Origin of the sequence: Levilactobacillus fujinensis (genome assembly GCF_003946335.1) — a bacterium.
In the GTDB taxonomy this organism is placed as follows: Bacteria; Bacillota; Bacilli; order Lactobacillales; family Lactobacillaceae; genus Levilactobacillus; species Levilactobacillus fujinensis.
Genome location: NZ_RHNX01000009.1, coordinates 45,512 through 62,495 on the forward strand (window position 1 = coordinate 45,512; position 16,984 = coordinate 62,495).

The window sequence follows — 16,984 nt, forward strand, 5'->3', positions numbered from 1 at the left end:
TTACATGTAAAGAACTGCACAATTGAGCTGAAATTTAGCGACAGATGGTGTAAAATGACAAGGTATTCTACGACAGAAAGAGGTTATCAGTGATGGCAAAATTAGTATTGATTCGCCACGGCCAAAGTGAATGGAACTTAGCAAACAAGTTCACTGGCTGGGTTGACGTTGACTTAAGTGAAAAGGGTGTTGAAGAAGCCAAGGCCGCTGGTCAAAAGATCAAGGAATCTGGCATGAAATTCGACTACGCTTACACGTCAGTTCTCAAGCGCGCAATCAAGACGTTACACTACGTTTTGGAAGAATCAGACCAACTCTGGATTCCAGAAACCAAGACTTGGCGTTTGAACGAACGTCACTACGGTGCTTTACAAGGCCTGAACAAGAAGGAAACCGCTGAAAAGTACGGCGACGACCAAGTTCACATCTGGCGTCGTTCATACGACGTTTTGCCACCACTCTTGGATGCAGACGCTGAAGGTTCAGCCGTTAAGGACCCACGTTACGCTAACTTGGACCCTAACATCGTGCCCGGTGGTGAAAACTTAAAGGTTACCCTGGAACGCGTTATGCCTTTCTGGGAAGATGAAATTGCCCCAAAGTTGCTTGATGGCAAGAACGTCATCATCGCCGCTCACGGTAACTCATTACGTGCCTTAAGCAAATACATCGAACGGATCTCTGATGATGACATCATGGATCTTGAAATGGCAACCGGCGAACCAGTTGTCTACGACTTCGATGATAAGTTAAACATGACTAGCAAGACGAAGATGGGTAAGTAATTCCCTGATTCGTTGAAGCCGCCTTGAATGTAGAGGCGGCTTTTTCATGGGGAAAAATGTCACTAGCGGTCACTAGGCGGGCCACTTTTGACCGAAAATTTAGCATAAAGAAAAGAGATTGCATTGGCAGAAAAAGAAGTCACCCAGATTGAAATGATGAAGATTATCGCGCTGTTTCGTAAGGAAGGTTTCAAGGGGGAGTATGAGACCTTCCAACGCGTGAGTGGCACCGACCGGGAGTTCTTTGTGGTCATGAGTAATGAGCAGGGCATCAAGGCGTTGTTCAAGGCTAGCTTGATGTTGAACGCTGTGGAGTTCCAGTACGTGCTGGATGACAAGCATACGTTTGTGACGGAAAATGCGGACGCCAGCTAGCCAGAGGGCCTTACTGGTAAAAATCAGTGAGAACGTCTGCTATACCGAGTTGGTGTATCAGCGGGTGAACAAGAAGCTCTCAGTTGACTGGTCACACAGTGAGACTGAGGCATGGGTACAGGCCATCTTACGTGATCCGGACTCTTTGGTTGAGCAGCGTGGTAAGAACTATTACGTGGCTAATCAGAGGAGGAAAAGCCAACTGACAGTCAATTCCCACAATTACCGGTTGATTACAGTCAATCGACTATCAAAATAATAAGCAAACAAATAAGGCTAGATTTCCTGTTGGGAATCTAGCCTTTTGTGATGGGCAAGTTAACGCCATGCAAAGTTAAAAGTAATCTGTCTTTCTTCCAAAGAGCGTGGTACAATACCTGTATCTTGGGGATTTGCAGGCGATACCCATGACCAACATTGCCGGTGATGGAAAGGTTCTTTATGCGCATAAATGTTTTGCAACATACACCAAATGAAGGTCCCGGGAGCATTGCGACTTGGGCCGAATTGCACGGTCATGCGTTGTTTACGTATCATCCCTATCAGTTCGGCCAACTTCCCACGGCAGTAGAAACAGACATGCTGATTATTTTGGGTGGGCCAATGAGTCCTAACGATGATTTGCCGTGGATCAAAGCCGAACGGGTGCTCATTCAAGACTTGTTGGCGCGCGATGTCCCCATGTTTGGCGCGTGCTACGGTGCGCAGCAAATTACGAAAGCCCTGGGTTATCCGGTCAGCAAAGCGCCGACTAAGGAAGTCGGTTGGGTGCCGGTATATCGGCAATCGTCAGTGATTCCGAATCTACCAGACAATCTAAATGTGTTGCATTGGCACGAAGAGATGTTTGAGATTCCGACCGAGGCGACGTGGCTATTTGCGAGTGCGGCAGTTCGTAACCAGGGATTTGTGCTGAATCACCGGGTTGTGGGGCTTCAGTTTCACGTTGAACCCCGCCAGAACAATGTGCGCGAGATGGTCGTCAATGATTTTCCCTATATCAAGGGATCGGTGCTGAATCAGACCGCCGAAGATATTTTACGGGTAACGGTGTCTGGAAAAAATGAACGGGCATTGTTTGCTATTTTAGATTATATTATTGAATGATGATGTTACCGAATAACTAAGGGACTGGGCCTTTGAGGAAATCCTCATCGGTCCAGTCCCTTAATTGTCTGATCAACGTCGATACCGGCTGGCTTTTTTTAACGGAAAATACCGACGCCGGCTAATCAGTCACTAATACTAGACCCGAATATCTTCAAAAAGAACGGCCAATCCTTGAGGGGTGCAATGCACAAGTGAAGTCCTTTCGTGGTTAAGGGGAAGCACCCAATAACTGACTGTTTGCAGATGAAAAATTAATCTAACGGTGCCGTTGTCGACGTACGTTTGGGCGTTAGGAAGGCAACGACCAGTAACCCGACTGACACCACCGCCATTCCCAGGTAGGCCACGTTGACCCCACGCATCAGAGCGGAACTGACGGCCAACTGACTCGTATTTTTAGCGACGAAATTCATGACGCCAACAAAGATTGCGGAACCAATGGCGCCACCAATCGTTCGGAGTGCATTGATTAGTGCAGTGCCGTGGGCCATTTGTGTTGGCGTAAAGCTAGCCATCCCCCAAGTCACCAGTGGCATCATCAGGCAGCCAATAGAGACGCTTCGGAGCACGTTCCAGGCCGCAAAAGTAATCAGTGAGCTGTGGACACCAAGTGGGACCATGCCCAGGTTACTGAGAACCAGGCTGATTCCGCCCACAATAAACAGCCGTCGCATCCCGAAACGGTCATAGATTCGGCCGACAAAGGGACTAATGATGGCCATTGCTAGGGAACCTGGTAGTGTGACTAGTCCGGCTACCGTGGCGGAAGCACCTTGCACGGTTTGGACCATTAACGGTAGGATAATTGAAGACCCCATCATTGCAAAGTAGAGTAAGACACTACCGATGACGGCGAGACTGAAATTACGGTTTTTGAAGGTCGTTAAGTCCAGAAAAGGATCGGTTTGTTTAAGCTGTCTTCGTGTAAAAAGCACACCAGCTAGTAGCCCCAGAACAATGGGTAACAGGACAGTGACGGAGACAAACTTCGCTGTGCCGACGTTGCCAATGCCAATGGTGAGGCCGGCAAAGGCGATGGCGCTAATCACAAATGAGCTGACATCAAATTTCTGCTTGCGGACGTCCAAGACATTTTTAAAGACGAGCAGCGCCATGATTAACGCAACCGTTAACAGACCAATAATTAAGTAGAAAATAGATTGCCAACCCCAGGTGTCGACGAGGATTCCGGCCAGGGTTGGTGCCAGGACGGGAGCCGCCCCGATGGACAGCCCGTACCAGCCCATAATTGATCCACGCTTTTCTGGCGGGTAAATGGCCAGTAGAATGACTTGCGCCATTGCACTCAAGAGACCGGTACCGAGTGCTTGCATGACCCGGCCAATCATCATAATGGTAAAATTAGGAGCAATCACCGAGACGACCATCCCCGCAATCAACAGGGAAATCCCGGAAATGAAGAGCGGTTTCGTTGGGAACCGGGTAATTAAGAATGCGGTTAATGGCATCACAATCCCCATCGCGAGGGAAAAACCACTAGTCAGCCATTGGCCCGTGGTGACTGAAACGTGAAATTGGGTGATCATCACGGGCAGGGCCGTGCTTAAGGCAGTGGCTAAAGCCGATCCCGAGACGACTGTAACCATGATATCTAGAAAAATTAACGTGCGTTGACGATTTGTCATTAAAAGACTCCTTCTCTCAATAGGCTCGGAGTGGTAGTATACGCTGGTGACGGGGAAAAGCAATCAACAATCTGCCAACGGGTGTTGGGATAATGGCAGTCGTGACTAGAGATTGAGGAGCCAGTCAAAGCGACAATAGCATGCCTGAAATCAGAAAGGAACGGTTCCATGAATACAGCACACAACCAACGCGCCCAAGAGACTGAAGCGCACATTAAATCCGTGTTTCTAACAATGCTAGCACAACGAACGGTACGGCAACCAATGAACGTCAAGCAGCTATGTGTGCATGCGCACATTAATCGCAGTACTTTTTACGTTCATTACAAGGACATTTATGATTTAGCCGAAAAAATTCAATTAGACCAGCAGGCCCAGGTGATTCAATTACTAGATCACGCACTTGTCGCAGCACCGGACAACTTAGCTTTCGTCATGACGCGCTTATTTGAGTTTGTGTATAAAAATCGTTATTTCTACCAAGTGTACTTGCAACGCCACTCAGGTATTTTCCTGTTCGATTCTACAGAATTTCAAAAGCTTATGACAAAAATAGCAGTGCGACTGCCCCATAATCCTGTCCAACGCCGATACCGGATGGCTTTTTTGACGGCTGGGGTTGGGGCGATGATGCGACAATGGTTAAAAGATGATTGTCAAGAAACACCGGTTGAAATGGCACAGTTAGTGGATTTGGCGTACTGGTAAGAGTAGAAGTTGCGTAAGTATCAAGAAGTTAATCAAGAGACGTTGACCCCCACTTTGGGAGGACAGCGTATTTTTTGCATACTATGGTGAAAAAGGACGCTCCAAAACGTACGGAAAAATCTTTACGGACTTATCAACGACGTTAACCGGCAGAAAAAGCTAGTCATAAGTGAGCCGGTTAATGGAAATAAGGGTGAGTGCGCAACCTTCCAAAGAATCAGTTGTATTTGACCGGGAGTTTTTCGTAATCATGAGCAATGAATAAGACATTGTTCATTGCTGGCCCGATGCTGAATGTCGTTGAGTTCCAGTACGCGTTGGCAAACACTAGTGAAAAGAGGTTACCAGCTGTGGTGTAGGTGATTTTCAAAGGAACTTCGAAAAAGCACTTTTAGGGAATTAAAGAAAAAATGCTTCGGTGAGCTTAGTAGAAAATTGGTGAGTAGCAAAATGCTTAGTTATCACTTGAAAATTAGTGACACTAAGATTTGTCTTAGCCTTATGTTTACGTGTTCCGTCAGTTATAGGGAAACTTATTTGCGAGGAAAGAATCCCTTGACTTACCATATCCATGGATATATACTATCCGTGGATAATAAAAGTCTTAGAAAAGAGGGCCTGTTCATGACAACAAATATCGTTTTATTAGGCGGCAGTGGTTATATCGGTCGGGAGCTCGTTAAAGCGTGGCGTTCCCGCGATGCCGACACAGAATTCTGGTTGCTCTCGCGCTCGGGAGCGACCCGCTTAGATCTTTCCGACGTGCACGGGGTTGCGGTGGATTTGCTACGGCCGCAGCTAGCCGATGACGCGTTGCCGGCCCGGATTGATTATATCGTCGACCTGGTCGGTGGTCCGAAGGATGATCCGCAAGAGTTGGCGGACTTCAACCGGCTACCCGCGCAATTGATGCAACGGCTGGCGGACCAATACCAGCCAACCGCTATGGGTTTCATCGGCGGCAAACTGGGTCCCAAGGCGTTCGTTGCCATCAAAAAGGACTTGATTCAGGAGCTTCAGTCTAGCGTCACGCCACTGGCCTTCGTCGAACCCACGCTGGTCTATGGTGCCGGACGCAAGGATCAGATGACCCGCTTTGTGCCCCTTCTACGGGTCTTAGGCGTGATTGTTCCCAATCTCAGGCCGGTGAAAGTGGACACCGTCGTGACGAGTTTATTAAATGAATTATTAGCGAAATAGTGAGGCTATTATGAAAATTAGTAAGAGTATTGAACAGGGTATCTACGTCATCTTGATGATGGCTGTCCAAACGGCGCATGCGCCACTGAAGAGTCAACTGTTGAGTCAGCGCCTGGAAGTTTCCGATTCCTATTTGAAAAAGATTTTGCGCAAACTGGTGACGGCTGGTCTTATTGAATCGGTTGCCAGTAAGGATGGCGGTTTCATCATTCACAAGAGTGTGGCGGACATCACGCTCTACGACGTTTGTGCAGCGCTGGACGACCTGGACACGTTAACGTTGCCGACGCTTCATCTGGCAGCAAAAATTTTCCCTGGGGATGCTGCCCACATTCAACGTAGCGAAGATATTGCGGTGGATGCGTTCACGACTGCTCACGACGCCTATGCTGCGTCGTTGAAACAAGTACCACTGAGTCATTTTTTGGAAGCGGGTAGTTATGAATCTGGCGTTGTAGATTGGCGCCAACTGTAGATTATTAGGTCACGTGAGTTTTAAAGGAGGATGTTTCAAATGACAAAAGTTGCGATTATTACGGGTGCCGGTAAGGGAATTGGCAAGGCAATCGCCAGTCAGCTGGTTACAGATGGTTTTCAAGTGGCGATTGCCGATATGGATTACGCTAGTGCGGTGGCGACGGCTGATGAGTTGGCCAATGCGCGGGCTTATCGCGTCAACGTAGCGGATCACGACGCCGTGTTCCAGTTGGTTGACCAAGTTGTCCGGGACTTTGGCCAGCTGGATGTCATGATTAACAATGCCGGAATCACCAAGGAAATTTTGTTGGAAGACATGGCGGGGGATGATTTTCAGGCATTGTTCGATGTCAACGTGAAGGGTGTACTGTTCGGTATTCAAGCCGCTGCTGCCCAGTTTAAACGGCAAGGTTCCCACGGAAAAATCATTAACGCCGCCTCGATTGGGGCTTATTCCGTGGCTGAAAAACACAGTGGTTATTCCGCAACAAAATTCGCTGTGCGCTCGCTGACACAGGGGGCTGCTAAGGAGTTGGGTGCCGACCAGATTACCGTCAACGCTTACTGCCCGGGCTACGTTGAAACGCCGATGATGAACGCCATTTTACAAAACTATGCCGAACAGAACGGCACTACGGTTGAAGAAGAGATTGCCCGAGGGTCCCAACGAATTGCGTTGCGGCGGCCAGAGAAACCCGAGGATGTGGCGCAGGTCGTATCCTTCTTGGCGAGTGAAAAAGCCGATTATATTACTGGGCAAGCCATTGTGGCTGATGGCGGGGTCATTTATAAGTAGCGCAGGAGGCGAAGCATGATGAAAATTTCAATCTGGCATACGGGGCTGGTGCGGGTGGACGAAGCCACGCCGTTCAGAAACTCTTCGCGGCTGCCTCTTGGACTAGGACGTGGTCGGGAGCATCAGGTGGTGCTGCCGGTGTCCAGTTACCTGATTGAACACCCCAACGGCCCCATCTTAGTAGATGCCGGCTGGAGCCAGAAAGTTCGGCAGCATCCTGTACAGGAGTTGGGACTAACGCGTTTCGCCGCCAAGCCGGTGTTGCCCGCGAGCTGGTCGGTGACCGAGCACTTGCAGCGGCGGGGAATTCTTACCAGTGACCTCAACTGCGTGTTGATGAGCCATTTGGATACCGATCACGTCAGCGGGCTGCTGGACGTCAATCCGACGCAACCGGTGTACGTCAGTGAGCGGGAACTGGCCGCCGGTAACGCCCGGTTCAATGTACGCTACGTCAAACGGATGTGGCAGGGCTTGCGGATGACAGAGATTCCTTATCAACAGACACACCACGGTCCGTTGGGCTGGTCGTGGGACTTGTTCAACGACGGTCGCATTGAACTGATTCTGACGCCTGGACATTCCGCTGGGCTGATGACGATCAAGGTGACGGGTGACGATGGCCATTACGTGTTGTTAGCCAGTGACGTGGGTTACGACCAGTTGAATTTGACCAAGCTCCTCTTACCCGGTATCTTAACCAGTGCCACTCAAGAAATGGCAGCACTAGGCTGGGTCCAGGCGTGCGCTGCCGACCCGCGGTGTGACCGGGTGATTTTTAACCACGATCGACAGGTACGGGAAGGTGTACTGACGGTTTGATCGTGGTTGCTAAATGTTACCTAGCAAATGGACAGCCGGTAGAATAACGGGAGCAGAACCAATCTGAAGAGCCAGTTCAGACTGAATTGGCCGATAGAATAAATACGGTTAGATTTCCTGAATGGGAGTCTAGCCGTATTTTGAAGTACTAATATTTTGGCCTTAGAATACTGATGATATACTGAAAAGCTGGGATTCAAGTAAAGATGGTTAGCCCCATTTAGTAGAGTGTTCCGCGCGAACTTACCCGTGGATTTTGCGTGCTGAAATAGGCCTGTCCTGTGTCAAAGTTACAAGGCTCTTTCTACATTTTAGACCGCTGGTTGCTGCTGGGTCACGCAATGCAGCATCCCACCATATTGATATAACGCGGTCACATCAATGCCCACAATCTTTCTATCCGGATAGAGACGGCCGAAGATTTTTAAGGCAGTCTGGTCATTTTTATCGTGATAAGTCGGCACAAGGACGACATCATTGCCCACGTAATAATTTAGGTAGCTTCCCTTATAATCTAAGCCCCGCACCTTTTTGGCGGTCATTGGTAGGGTAACCAATTTATAGGGCTTGCCTTGCGCATTGGTCGCAGTTTGGAGCTTAGTATAATCTTGTCGGTGACTCCCTTCGTAAAGCTGATAAAAGTCGGCCTTTGACACAGTAAGAATTGTCCGACTATCGTAGAATCTAGCCATGCCGTCAATGTGGGCGTCAGTAATGTCTTCACCGATAACACCGTCAAGCCAGATAAAGTGAATCACGCCGAAATATTTCGTCAAATAGGTTTCTGCTTTGGCCTGACTGATGCCAGGATTACGGTTAGGATTCAGGACGGAACTTTTGCATAACATCGCCGTGCCATGCCCATCCAGTTCTATCGAACCACCTTCCAGAACAAAGTTAGGAATTGAGAGGAGCGGTAGGTTCTTAGCTTTGGCGACTGCTGCGGGGAGGTGATTATCATTCTTATGTGCAGTTTTATCGCCCCAACCATTAAACTTGAAATCTGCGATGGCCAGCTTACCGGCTGAAGTGCGAACGAACAGGGGACCGGTATCTCGTGACCAGACGTCGTCACTTTTTGAAATGGTAAAGTCCACCTTGGTCATGGGGATTTTCGCCTGGGTCAAGCGGGTTGTAATACGCTTCTGTTCCTTGACGTCGTAGGCGATGATGTGAACGTTTTCGCCGTTAACCAACGCTTTGGTCATTGCTACCCAGATGGGCGTAATCTCATTCTGATAGGCCCGGCCATAAGTGAAGCGATGGGGCCAGGTCAGCCAAGTTCCTTCATGTTTTGCTGTTTCACTTGGAAAATAATAGTGTTCCACGGGCGTTGCCTCCTTGTTTATCGTGCAGCCACTCAAGAGAAGTAGAATGAAGCATAGCACCAACTTCAACGATTTCATCATGGTCCTCCTTTCTTGATTAAAAAAAGAATACCCCTTGACACTGTGATAAGGTCAAGGGGTCATTTTGACGGAAATTTCCGTAATGTAATCGTTGGTGTTGGTGGTATAGGTCCGATCTAAGAAATAGCGTTCGATAAAGGGCATTACCAATTTTTGCTGGTGGTGTTGTGCATATTGGAGCAGCCGATCATAGGCTACGCCGATACCGTCGTAGCTACCATAGTGAGATGTGGAGATGTAGGTGCCCACGGGAAGGGAGTGACTGATTAAGGTGGTTAGAACGGTACCCTGCTGTGCGCACACAGCAACACGATACGATTCCACAGCGGCTTCTGGATCACAGAGTAACAGCGGGAGGCTATCGGGGTGAACTTGGGCGTTTTCGAGCGCACGATAAAGGTCGTCGAAACCGGCATCTACGTTGTCCTCACAAACGTTGGACCCACAGAGAAGTTGCCGTGCGGGCTGTTGGGTGACCGCAATGACGTTATCACTGGGCAGTGGGGTATGACCTATTCCCAATAAATTTGAGAGCAACTCGTTTGCTTGGTCCTGTTCAATATTCTGTTGGACTAATTGACGCTGCTTTTTCCTGGCCAGAGATTTGATCGTCGTTGCGCTAGCACCGAGCAATGTTGAGATTTCCGCCAAGGTAAAGCCACAACGTTGGTATTTTTTGATCAAGGAGATTGTTGGCACCTGTTCAGACGAGTAATAACGGTAGCCATTGGGCAACACCATCTGTGGTTTGAAAAGGCCAATCTTATCGTAATGGCGTAACATCCGGGCACTGATCTTATTGATCATTGCAAAAGTGCCAATCGTATAGCCGGGCATGTCGTCATTGTTTTTTGACGACGGCGTATTTTTACTTGAGGTCAAGTTGACGCCTCCTCTCAGGTATGCTGACAGCCGTACTTTCAAATTCTAAGCTGGTGTTGAATCCATTCTACAGGTGAAAGGTATTTACGGCAATAACGAAGAAATATGACTAGCGACTATTGCAGTGGCTGGTCACGTTCTGAGTCGCACAGGGTAGCTGATGAAATGACTTAAAGGGGCGATATTTCCCGGAGTTGGTAGCAGGTTGGCGACGGAAATTATCCCCTATGAAAATCAAAACGAACTCGCAACATTGGCCAGAGATACCACCGTTGCGGGTTCGTTTTATTTGCTTACATCGTAGGTTACGGCCGCAGTCTAGCTTAGCTGTTATCTTTTTACATCGAAGTGGCAACTACTCATTAGCCATGTCAGGACTTACTTTACTCGCTTTGCCTTCAGCGACCCATAGTGAGAAGGGTGTGAGGAGCTTCATTAACTGATCAACAATCGGGCCGTAACCGAAGATAGCCACCAGCGTTCCGATGCCCCAAGCACCGCCCAATAGCCAGGCCGCGCCGAATAAAATAGCGTAGACAATGGTCAGGGAGATGCCATAGCCCTTATGAATGATTTCGCCCAAGGAAAGGGTGAGAATGTCTGACGTTTGATAGCCAAAATCCATTGGAATATAGTAGGCCAGTGCCAGACAGACTAGGGCGGTCCCAACCACAATACATAAGATTTTGACCATGATCGATGGGTTTGCCGGAATGATGGCATTGACCATCGGCGACATCAAGTCTAGGCACGGTCCAATGCCGAAACAATAGGCAAATGAACCAAAGTTGACTAGCTTGCGATTAAGAAAGAAAAATAAGACGAAGATACCACCCTCAAAAGTTAGCGAGGCCATTCCCAATGAGATGTTAAACGTTGAGGATAAGGCTAACTCCCACATGGTCAGGGGATCAGTCCCCCAGCCCGCCTTTACGAAGAAATCGACACCTAGAGCACAAATTGGTACTGACGGAACGACGGCTAAACATTTGCGTGCGTAGTATCCAATCTTATTTTTAGTCATCATCTGCGACCTCGATTGCCACGGGACGAACTGGTGAGCCATCACAGTGCCAGCGGATCGGGAAGGCGGCTAGGTAGAAGTTATCGCTTTGAATTTTGTCGAAGTGACCCCAGTTTTCGCCGATCATGAGGTTACGATTACTAAACAAATCGTGAACTGGAAAGGCCGTGCCACCGGTCTGATCGGCATTGATCGTGTCGATTCCTAAGAATTTAATGCCCCGCGCTACCAAGGCCTCGGCAACGTCACCACTAACGAACGGGTGTTGGAAGTAGGTTTCGGTATGGATGTATTTGTCCGTCCAGCCAGTCTTAAATAAAACGAACGGATGAGTGGCTACTTGGTCTAAGTAGGGCGCGACATCTTCCAAAGTAATTGGTTGATTGGCACCTTTTGTCGTAGCATCAATGACCATGGCTTTGCCGAAGAATAGGCTTAGCGGCATGTCATCGACCCGCGTACCGTCATCTCGAAAATGGAAGGGCGCGTCAACGTGGGAACCGGATTGTGATCCGAGGTGAATGCTTGATAGATTATAGCCGTCATGTTCGGTCGTTGTCGCGACTTCAAAGTGGGGTTCGGGATCGCCAGGGTAAATTGGGGTGTCGTCGTTTAGATCCAGTGATAAGTCGTCAATTTGTTTAATTTTCATGGGAGAAACTTCCTTTCTAATTAGAGGGAATAGGCCTGCTCGATGATTTCTTTATAAGCGGGTGCCGTCATCGTTTTCGAATTATCAAGCGTCAAATCATTTTGCATGGCTTTTTCGGATAGCGCGTCAAATTCGTCTGGGTTTAGACCGCCGAGTGCTTGCAGATTGGGGAGGTCAAACTGGCCGATCATGTCCTGTAAGACCGCGACACCAGCCCGTGCAGTTTCCTCGACGGATGGACGTTGCGTTACACCTAAGGCTTCAGCAATGTCAGCAAAGCGCTGCCAGTTAGAGTCTAAATTGTAAGTGATCGTGGGTACCAGTAACAGGGCGTTGACTAGGCCATGAGGAAAATCGTGCAGGGCCCCGATCGTTTCGGATAGCGCGTGAACGGATCCCACGTTGGCATTGATGAAGGCCATCCCAGCAATGGATGAAGCAACCAGCATATTTTCTCTGGCAACGATATCCTGGGGATGCTGGAATGCCTGGACGAGGTTTTCGTGGACCAACCGAATCGCTTGTAAAGCTAAAGCGTCCGAAATCGGGTTGTGGACCTTGCAGGTGTAAGCTTCAATGGCGTGGGTCATGACGTCCATCCCAGGGCCGGCAGTGGCCTTAGCTGGCAGGGTCAACGTTAATTCGGGATCCAGTAATGCAATCGTCGGAATTAGGTGAATTTCATCCTGAAAGGCCATTTTGAAATGGCGTTTGGTGTCATCAATAACGGCACAGAAGGTAACTTCACTACCAGTTCCAGCAGTTGTTGGAATACAGATCATTGGCAACATGTGCTGGTCTAACGCCTTAGCGTCCCAGTCGGCACACCGGCCACCGTTAGTGACCAGTGCGGCAATGGCTTTCCCTTCATCCATAGCACTCCCACCACCGAGGGCGATAATGAGGTCAACGTCGTGGTCTTTGGCAAGCTTTGCACCGGCTTCACAATCATAATCGCGGGGGTTGGGTTGTACGTCAGTGTATTCTTGTGATTTAATTTCTACGCGAGCCAGTGCCGTTTGAATACGATTACTGACGGCGGAATCTTTAAAAAATGGGTCGCATACAATCAGTGCGTGCGTTGCTTTAAGTCCCTTGGCATGGGTTCCGATGTTAGCAAGTTCACCGGCACCAGAAATGATTCGGGTTTGATGGTTAAATTGGAAATTCATAATGTTCCCTCCTGATTTGTGATATCATTTACAATGTAAAGATAAACCCTATTGTACCTGTAGAGTAAAGGGGGAAGTTCAAATGAACACAAAATTATATCGAACTGGTGAATTTGCCCGTTTGACAGGGGTTAAGAAGCAAACACTGTTGTGGTACGACAAAATTGGACTGTTTAAACCGGCCGAGATAGCAGCAAATAGCTATCGTTACTATACCCTTAGTCAGTTCGACCTATTCAGCGTCATTCGTAGTTTTCAGAACATTGGAATGCCTTTGGAAGAGATCAAAAACATCATTCAGAATCGGAATCCACAGTCCAGCAAAAAAATTTTTGAGCAACAATTAAAAAAGGTACAAGCCGAAATTATTTTGTCGGAAAACCTGGCCGAGTCGCTCGAACAGCGCATTCAGATTATTCAGGCAGCCCATGACATTGGCACGCAAACGGTCCATATTGAAAGCCAGCCTGCTAAGTTTTTATACCGGTCTAGAAGCTTTCGTGATATCTCACCGGAGGAACAAGCCGTCGAAATTTCCAAGATCACCAACTTTCGCTACCAAACGAACCAATTCGGTAGTGCACTAGGTGGTATGGTGGCTAGTGAAAATTTCTTGAGTGGCAAAACAATCTATGATTATTACTATTGTGAGGTCAGGGCAACAGATAGCAACTACATTAAGCCATCCGGAACTTACTTAACCGGTTTTTATCAGGGAGACTACCGGGACACGTATAAAATCTATATGGAAATTCGGCGCTATGCCCATCAGCACCACTTTGCGTTGGGCGCCTATAGTTATGAGCAGAGTTTGATTGACGAGACGCTCTCGGCCACACCCCAGGCGTACATCACCCGGGTGTCAATTCCGTTGCAAGAGTCGTAAGTCATGACGGCTGTTGCTTGCAGGATGGAAGTTCGGCAATAGGGGAACGCGAAATGAGAAGCGTGGACAGGTGACTTTGCCACAAACTGGCGGAAGAAAGATGGTTTCATTGTGTTAGGTCTATTGTTGCTGACAGGAGTGATGGTGCTGCTCCGTTGTAAGCGAAAGGAAACACGTTACTTTCTGACACTGAAAAAATCGACCTGTGTTTGGGGTCGATTTTTTCGTTGCGAATGAGACGGTTTAGTTGAATCTTGAGGACCAGGTAGTTGGCATTAAAGTCTTAAGAAATGAGGGAAGTAATAAAAAACGCGGCACAATCTCCTTTATCACCAGAGATTGTGCTGCGTTTTTAGGGTGTAGATTTCAAAGCTGAGTTGGAAGATGTTAGGCAGAGACGCGCTTTTAGGTAACTGTTGTTGACAGTTGTTGGACGACACCAGCGCTAAAAACTACGGGCTAATGTAACGGCATATATTTTTAGTCGCACGCCAATTACAGAAACCAGTCGCGTAAATGGTTCGTCACGGTCTGCTGAAACTTATCGAACCGGGTTGGATTGGCGGTGTTGATTTCGTCGTAGAGGCTGGCATTTATCTTTGTCAAGATTGCTGCTAACTGGTCTAGTTCTGTATCCGTCAAGACGTTCAGAAATTCCGGGACCTCCGCCGTTTCGGTTGCCGCCGTTGCGCGTCCCAAATCGGTTAGGTGGATGATGGTTTTGCGGCGATCAGTTGTCGATTTTTCCTTGGTCACCAATTGTTTTTTGACGAGTTTATTCACAAATTCTGCTGTTGATTGCGCCGTTAAATTTAGACGCGCCGCAAGATCCCTTTGTGAGAGCCCATCGGTTTGCGAAAGGGCCAATAGAATCTTGCCCTGTCCTTGAAACCGGAGTGGGTGCTCGTTTTTGTCCGCATGATCGCGGTGAATTAAGTCATCAGCGGTATGTCTGACCATGCCGAATTCAATTAACTTACCAGCCGCTTTTTTTTGTTTCGTTAAATCAGGCATAGAACCGCCTCCCAATTGCCATTATACCCGACAACGACTGGAAGTGGCATTATCTATTTTGAACAATTTCTTGACAAATTAATCAGGGGACCTTATTATAATTTTAGTCAGGGGGACCTGATTAAAATGAGAGCTAAGAGGGGATTAACATGACAGCGAATAATGCAATTGAAGTTAGTCACTTGACTAAGCGGTTTGGACAGAAGACGGTTGTGGATGATATTTCGTTTAACGTACGGCAAGGAGAGGTCTTCGGGTTGCTTGGACCCAATGGTGCCGGGAAGACCACGACGTTACGCATGATGGCCACGCTGCTACGAGCTGACGCAGGTCAGGTGAAGATTTTCGGTCACGATACAGTTAAGGAAGGACGGCTGGCCCGGTCGATGTTTGGGCTCACCGGACAATATGCGTCGGTAGACGAAGACATTTCGGCACGGGAGAACCTGATGATTTTCTCTCGATTAAATGGGCTCTCACGGCAAGCCGCCAGGCAACGAACAACGGAACTCCTGGTCGACTTTTCACTCGAGAATTCCGCAGATAAGGCGTTGAAAAATTTTTCGGGTGGGATGCGACGGCGGTTGGACCTGGCTGTGAGTTTGATTACGCAGCCAACTTTGATTTTCCTTGATGAACCGACAACTGGGCTAGACCCGCGGACACGAACGCAGATGTGGGCAACGATTCGCAAACTCGTAAAGCAGGGCTCAACGGTGCTACTGACGACGCAGTACTTGGATGAAGCCGACCAGTTGGCTGACAGGCTGGCCATTATTGACCACGGCAAGGTCGTGAAAATGGGGACACCGGCCGAGCTCAAGCGGCAAGTTGGCGGCAGTAAGCTGCAGTTTACGGTTGGAGAGGCTACTCAGGTAGCTTCGGCGGTAAGACTTCTGACAGCACAAGTGCCCAATACCATTCAACGGACGGGACAGCGGTTGAGCGTGCGATTAAATCAAGTTACGGAATTGACCTCAATTTTGGCGGCGTTCAATCAAGCGAAGATTGCAATCGACCACCTATCCGTGCAGGAACCATCTCTAGACGATGCCTTCATGGCGCTAACGGTTGGTAAGAACTAAGAAAGTGAGATGCAAGATGGATATACAAACACATGGCGGCAACGTCATTATGAATACGGCCACGATGGCTTATCGGAATTTACTCAAGACGATTCATAACCCGGATAATTTTATGGATGTCGTGATTCAACCAGTTTTGTTTATGCTGATGTTTGGTTATTTGTTTGGTGGCGCAATCGCTGGGGGTGTGCAGGCCTATCTGCCGACTATTGTTCCGGGAATCCTGATGCAAACGATGCTGTCGGCGGGCTCTGGGTCGGGCGCACAAATCAGAGAAGATCTCGACTCTGGTGTCTTCGATCGCTTCAAGTCCTTACCGATGGCGCACATCGCACCGTTGGCGGGCCAATTATTTGCCGATAGCTTACGGTTATTGATTGCAACGATCACTTCGTTGACCACCGGCTACCTCATGGGGTGGCGACCAGCCGTTGGGTTTGGTTGGGTCGTGGCGATTGGTCTTTTAGCCATCTTCACTGGCTGGGCACTATCCTGGATATTTGCGCTCCTTGGCCTGTTGATGAAGAGTGCGGGGGCCGTGCAAAGTGCCTCGTTAATGACGATGCTGGTGTTATCCTTCATGTCGAACGCCTTTGTGCCGTTACGTTCACTGACGAAACCGCTTCAGGTCGTCGCGCGTTTAAATCCCGTGACCTACGTAATTACCGCGATTCGTCAAATTCTGGCGACCGGAAGCTGGACACACGAGTCCTTGTTAGTAGTGGTGGTTGATGTGGTCGTGGTCGCTGTCTTTGCGCCGCTGGCAGTTTGGGCGTATGACCGCAACTAGTGGGGATGTGATTAAAGGTGGTCAGCCGGTTATTGGATGATCAGCTTTTTCTGATCGGTGTTGCGGGTCACAGTTACTTGATTGATCGTTATTTATAGTAAAATTTGTAAGGAACATTCTTTGAAAAAACATTTCTAATTTAGTAAGATTA

General features: G+C 48.5%; 19 protein-coding genes. 12 read left to right on the plus strand and 7 right to left on the minus strand.

The window, feature by feature from the left end:
• The first annotated feature begins 92 nt into the window (after nt 1-92).
• The 4 genes from EKM89_RS05075 to EKM89_RS05090 all read left to right on the plus strand — a co-directional run bounded on the left by EKM89_RS05075 (nt 93) and on the right by EKM89_RS05090 (nt 2,267).
• Entirely contained in the window at nt 93-785 is a 693-nt protein-coding gene (locus tag EKM89_RS05075; RefSeq protein WP_125686305.1) for a 2,3-diphosphoglycerate-dependent phosphoglycerate mutase, read from the plus strand.
• Between the two features lie 123 nt (nt 786-908).
• Nucleotides 909-1,160: a hypothetical protein gene (locus tag EKM89_RS05080; protein WP_125579977.1), complete on the plus strand. Its 252-nt coding sequence runs from the start codon at nt 909-911 to the stop codon at nt 1,158-1,160.
• On the plus strand, nt 1,144-1,419 hold the full coding sequence (locus tag EKM89_RS05085) for a DUF3781 domain-containing protein (protein WP_125686307.1): 276 nt from the start codon (nt 1,144-1,146) through the stop codon (nt 1,417-1,419). The genes EKM89_RS05080 and EKM89_RS05085 overlap by 17 nt, the downstream gene beginning before the upstream one ends.
• 182 nt (nt 1,420-1,601) lie before the next feature.
• Entirely contained in the window at nt 1,602-2,267 is a 666-nt protein-coding gene (locus EKM89_RS05090; RefSeq protein WP_125686309.1) for a type 1 glutamine amidotransferase, read from the plus strand.
• Nucleotides 2,268-2,521: 254 nt separating this feature from the next.
• Here the strand turns inward: EKM89_RS05090 and EKM89_RS05095 are convergent, their stop codons facing one another.
• Nucleotides 2,522-3,916 carry an MDR family MFS transporter gene (locus tag EKM89_RS05095; RefSeq protein WP_125686311.1) on the minus strand — a complete coding sequence of 465 codons (1,395 nt, stop codon included), beginning with the start codon at nt 3,914-3,916 and terminating at the stop codon, nt 2,522-2,524.
• Between the two features lie 168 nt (nt 3,917-4,084).
• On the opposite strand from EKM89_RS05095, the gene EKM89_RS05100 reads away from it, so the two are divergent.
• The 5 genes from EKM89_RS05100 to EKM89_RS05120 all read left to right on the plus strand — a co-directional run bounded on the left by EKM89_RS05100 (nt 4,085) and on the right by EKM89_RS05120 (nt 7,919).
• On the plus strand, nt 4,085-4,624 hold the full coding sequence (locus EKM89_RS05100; RefSeq protein WP_125686313.1) for a TetR/AcrR family transcriptional regulator: 540 nt from the start codon (nt 4,085-4,087) through the stop codon (nt 4,622-4,624).
• A gap of 624 nt (nt 4,625-5,248) precedes the next feature.
• Entirely contained in the window at nt 5,249-5,824 is a 576-nt protein-coding gene (locus tag EKM89_RS05105) for an NAD-dependent epimerase/dehydratase family protein (RefSeq protein WP_164510510.1), read from the plus strand.
• A gap of 10 nt (nt 5,825-5,834) precedes the next feature.
• Complete coding sequence (locus tag EKM89_RS05110) at nt 5,835-6,299, plus strand: Rrf2 family transcriptional regulator (RefSeq protein WP_125686317.1); 465 nt, start codon at nt 5,835-5,837, stop codon at nt 6,297-6,299.
• A 39-nt stretch (nt 6,300-6,338) separates the two neighbouring features.
• On the plus strand, nt 6,339-7,097 hold the full coding sequence (locus EKM89_RS05115; protein WP_125686319.1) for an acetoin reductase: 759 nt from the start codon (nt 6,339-6,341) through the stop codon (nt 7,095-7,097).
• A 15-nt stretch (nt 7,098-7,112) separates the two neighbouring features.
• Complete coding sequence (locus EKM89_RS05120; RefSeq protein ID WP_125686321.1) at nt 7,113-7,919, plus strand: N-acyl homoserine lactonase family protein; 807 nt, start codon at nt 7,113-7,115, stop codon at nt 7,917-7,919.
• A 311-nt stretch (nt 7,920-8,230) separates the two neighbouring features.
• On the opposite strand, the gene EKM89_RS05125 is transcribed toward EKM89_RS05120, so the two are convergent.
• The 5 genes from EKM89_RS05125 to EKM89_RS05145 all read right to left on the minus strand — a co-directional run bounded on the left by EKM89_RS05125 (nt 8,231) and on the right by EKM89_RS05145 (nt 13,058).
• Nucleotides 8,231-9,247 (minus strand): agmatine deiminase family protein, encoded by a 1,017-nt coding sequence (locus tag EKM89_RS05125; protein ID WP_225421818.1) that lies wholly within the window; start codon nt 9,245-9,247, stop codon nt 8,231-8,233.
• Nucleotides 9,248-9,379: 132 nt separating this feature from the next.
• The gene (locus tag EKM89_RS05130) at nt 9,380-10,210 is read right to left on the minus strand and encodes a MerR family transcriptional regulator (RefSeq protein ID WP_125686325.1); all 831 of its coding nucleotides are present in this window, start codon (nt 10,208-10,210) and stop codon (nt 9,380-9,382) included.
• A 355-nt stretch (nt 10,211-10,565) separates the two neighbouring features.
• Nucleotides 10,566-11,237, minus strand: a complete 672-nt coding sequence (locus tag EKM89_RS05135; RefSeq protein ID WP_225421819.1) for a YczE/YyaS/YitT family protein — start codon at nt 11,235-11,237, stop codon at nt 10,566-10,568.
• Nucleotides 11,227-11,886: a cyclase family protein gene (locus tag EKM89_RS05140; RefSeq protein ID WP_125686326.1), complete on the minus strand. Its 660-nt coding sequence runs from the start codon at nt 11,884-11,886 to the stop codon at nt 11,227-11,229. The genes EKM89_RS05135 and EKM89_RS05140 overlap by 11 nt, the downstream gene beginning before the upstream one ends.
• A gap of 20 nt (nt 11,887-11,906) precedes the next feature.
• Complete coding sequence (locus EKM89_RS05145) at nt 11,907-13,058, minus strand: iron-containing alcohol dehydrogenase (protein ID WP_125686328.1); 1,152 nt, start codon at nt 13,056-13,058, stop codon at nt 11,907-11,909.
• Nucleotides 13,059-13,140: 82 nt separating this feature from the next.
• Here EKM89_RS05145 and EKM89_RS05150 point away from each other — a divergent pair, with 82 nt between their 5' ends.
• Nucleotides 13,141-13,944: a MerR family transcriptional regulator gene (locus EKM89_RS05150; protein ID WP_125686330.1), complete on the plus strand. Its 804-nt coding sequence runs from the start codon at nt 13,141-13,143 to the stop codon at nt 13,942-13,944.
• A gap of 495 nt (nt 13,945-14,439) precedes the next feature.
• Here the strand turns inward: EKM89_RS05150 and EKM89_RS05155 are convergent, their stop codons facing one another.
• Nucleotides 14,440-14,958, minus strand: coding sequence for a MarR family winged helix-turn-helix transcriptional regulator (locus tag EKM89_RS05155; protein ID WP_125686332.1), 519 nt, complete (start codon nt 14,956-14,958; stop codon nt 14,440-14,442).
• Between the two features lie 149 nt (nt 14,959-15,107).
• Between EKM89_RS05155 and EKM89_RS05160 the strand changes: the two genes are divergently transcribed.
• Together EKM89_RS05160 and EKM89_RS05165 are read left to right on the plus strand one after the other, a co-directional pair.
• On the plus strand, nt 15,108-16,043 hold the full coding sequence (locus tag EKM89_RS05160) for an ATP-binding cassette domain-containing protein (RefSeq protein ID WP_125686334.1): 936 nt from the start codon (nt 15,108-15,110) through the stop codon (nt 16,041-16,043).
• Nucleotides 16,044-16,059: 16 nt separating this feature from the next.
• Nucleotides 16,060-16,833 carry an ABC transporter permease gene (locus EKM89_RS05165; RefSeq protein ID WP_125686336.1) on the plus strand — a complete coding sequence of 258 codons (774 nt, stop codon included), beginning with the start codon at nt 16,060-16,062 and terminating at the stop codon, nt 16,831-16,833.
• Nucleotides 16,834-16,984: the final 151 nt, after the last annotated feature.

Coding starts and splice junctions, on each gene's coding strand:
- EKM89_RS05075 (WP_125686305.1), top strand. CDS start 93: ATGGCAAAATTAGTATTGATTCGCCACGGCCAAAGTGAATGGAACTTA.
- EKM89_RS05085 (WP_125686307.1), top strand. CDS start 1,144: ATGCGGACGCCAGCTAGCCAGAGGGCCTTACTGGTAAAAATCAGTGAG.
- EKM89_RS05090 (WP_125686309.1), top strand. CDS start 1,602: ATGCGCATAAATGTTTTGCAACATACACCAAATGAAGGTCCCGGGAGC.
- EKM89_RS05095 (WP_125686311.1), bottom strand. CDS start 3,916: ATGACAAATCGTCAACGCACGTTAATTTTTCTAGATATCATGGTTACA.
- EKM89_RS05100 (WP_125686313.1), top strand. CDS start 4,085: ATGAATACAGCACACAACCAACGCGCCCAAGAGACTGAAGCGCACATT.
- EKM89_RS05105 (WP_164510510.1), top strand. CDS start 5,249: ATGACAACAAATATCGTTTTATTAGGCGGCAGTGGTTATATCGGTCGG.
- EKM89_RS05110 (WP_125686317.1), top strand. CDS start 5,835: ATGAAAATTAGTAAGAGTATTGAACAGGGTATCTACGTCATCTTGATG.
- EKM89_RS05115 (WP_125686319.1), top strand. CDS start 6,339: ATGACAAAAGTTGCGATTATTACGGGTGCCGGTAAGGGAATTGGCAAG.
- EKM89_RS05120 (WP_125686321.1), top strand. CDS start 7,113: ATGATGAAAATTTCAATCTGGCATACGGGGCTGGTGCGGGTGGACGAA.
- EKM89_RS05135 (WP_225421819.1), bottom strand. CDS start 11,237: ATGATGACTAAAAATAAGATTGGATACTACGCACGCAAATGTTTAGCC.
- EKM89_RS05140 (WP_125686326.1), bottom strand. CDS start 11,886: ATGAAAATTAAACAAATTGACGACTTATCACTGGATCTAAACGACGAC.
- EKM89_RS05145 (WP_125686328.1), bottom strand. CDS start 13,058: ATGAATTTCCAATTTAACCATCAAACCCGAATCATTTCTGGTGCCGGT.
- EKM89_RS05150 (WP_125686330.1), top strand. CDS start 13,141: ATGAACACAAAATTATATCGAACTGGTGAATTTGCCCGTTTGACAGGG.
- EKM89_RS05155 (WP_125686332.1), bottom strand. CDS start 14,958: ATGCCTGATTTAACGAAACAAAAAAAAGCGGCTGGTAAGTTAATTGAA.
- EKM89_RS05160 (WP_125686334.1), top strand. CDS start 15,108: ATGACAGCGAATAATGCAATTGAAGTTAGTCACTTGACTAAGCGGTTT.
- EKM89_RS05165 (WP_125686336.1), top strand. CDS start 16,060: ATGGATATACAAACACATGGCGGCAACGTCATTATGAATACGGCCACG.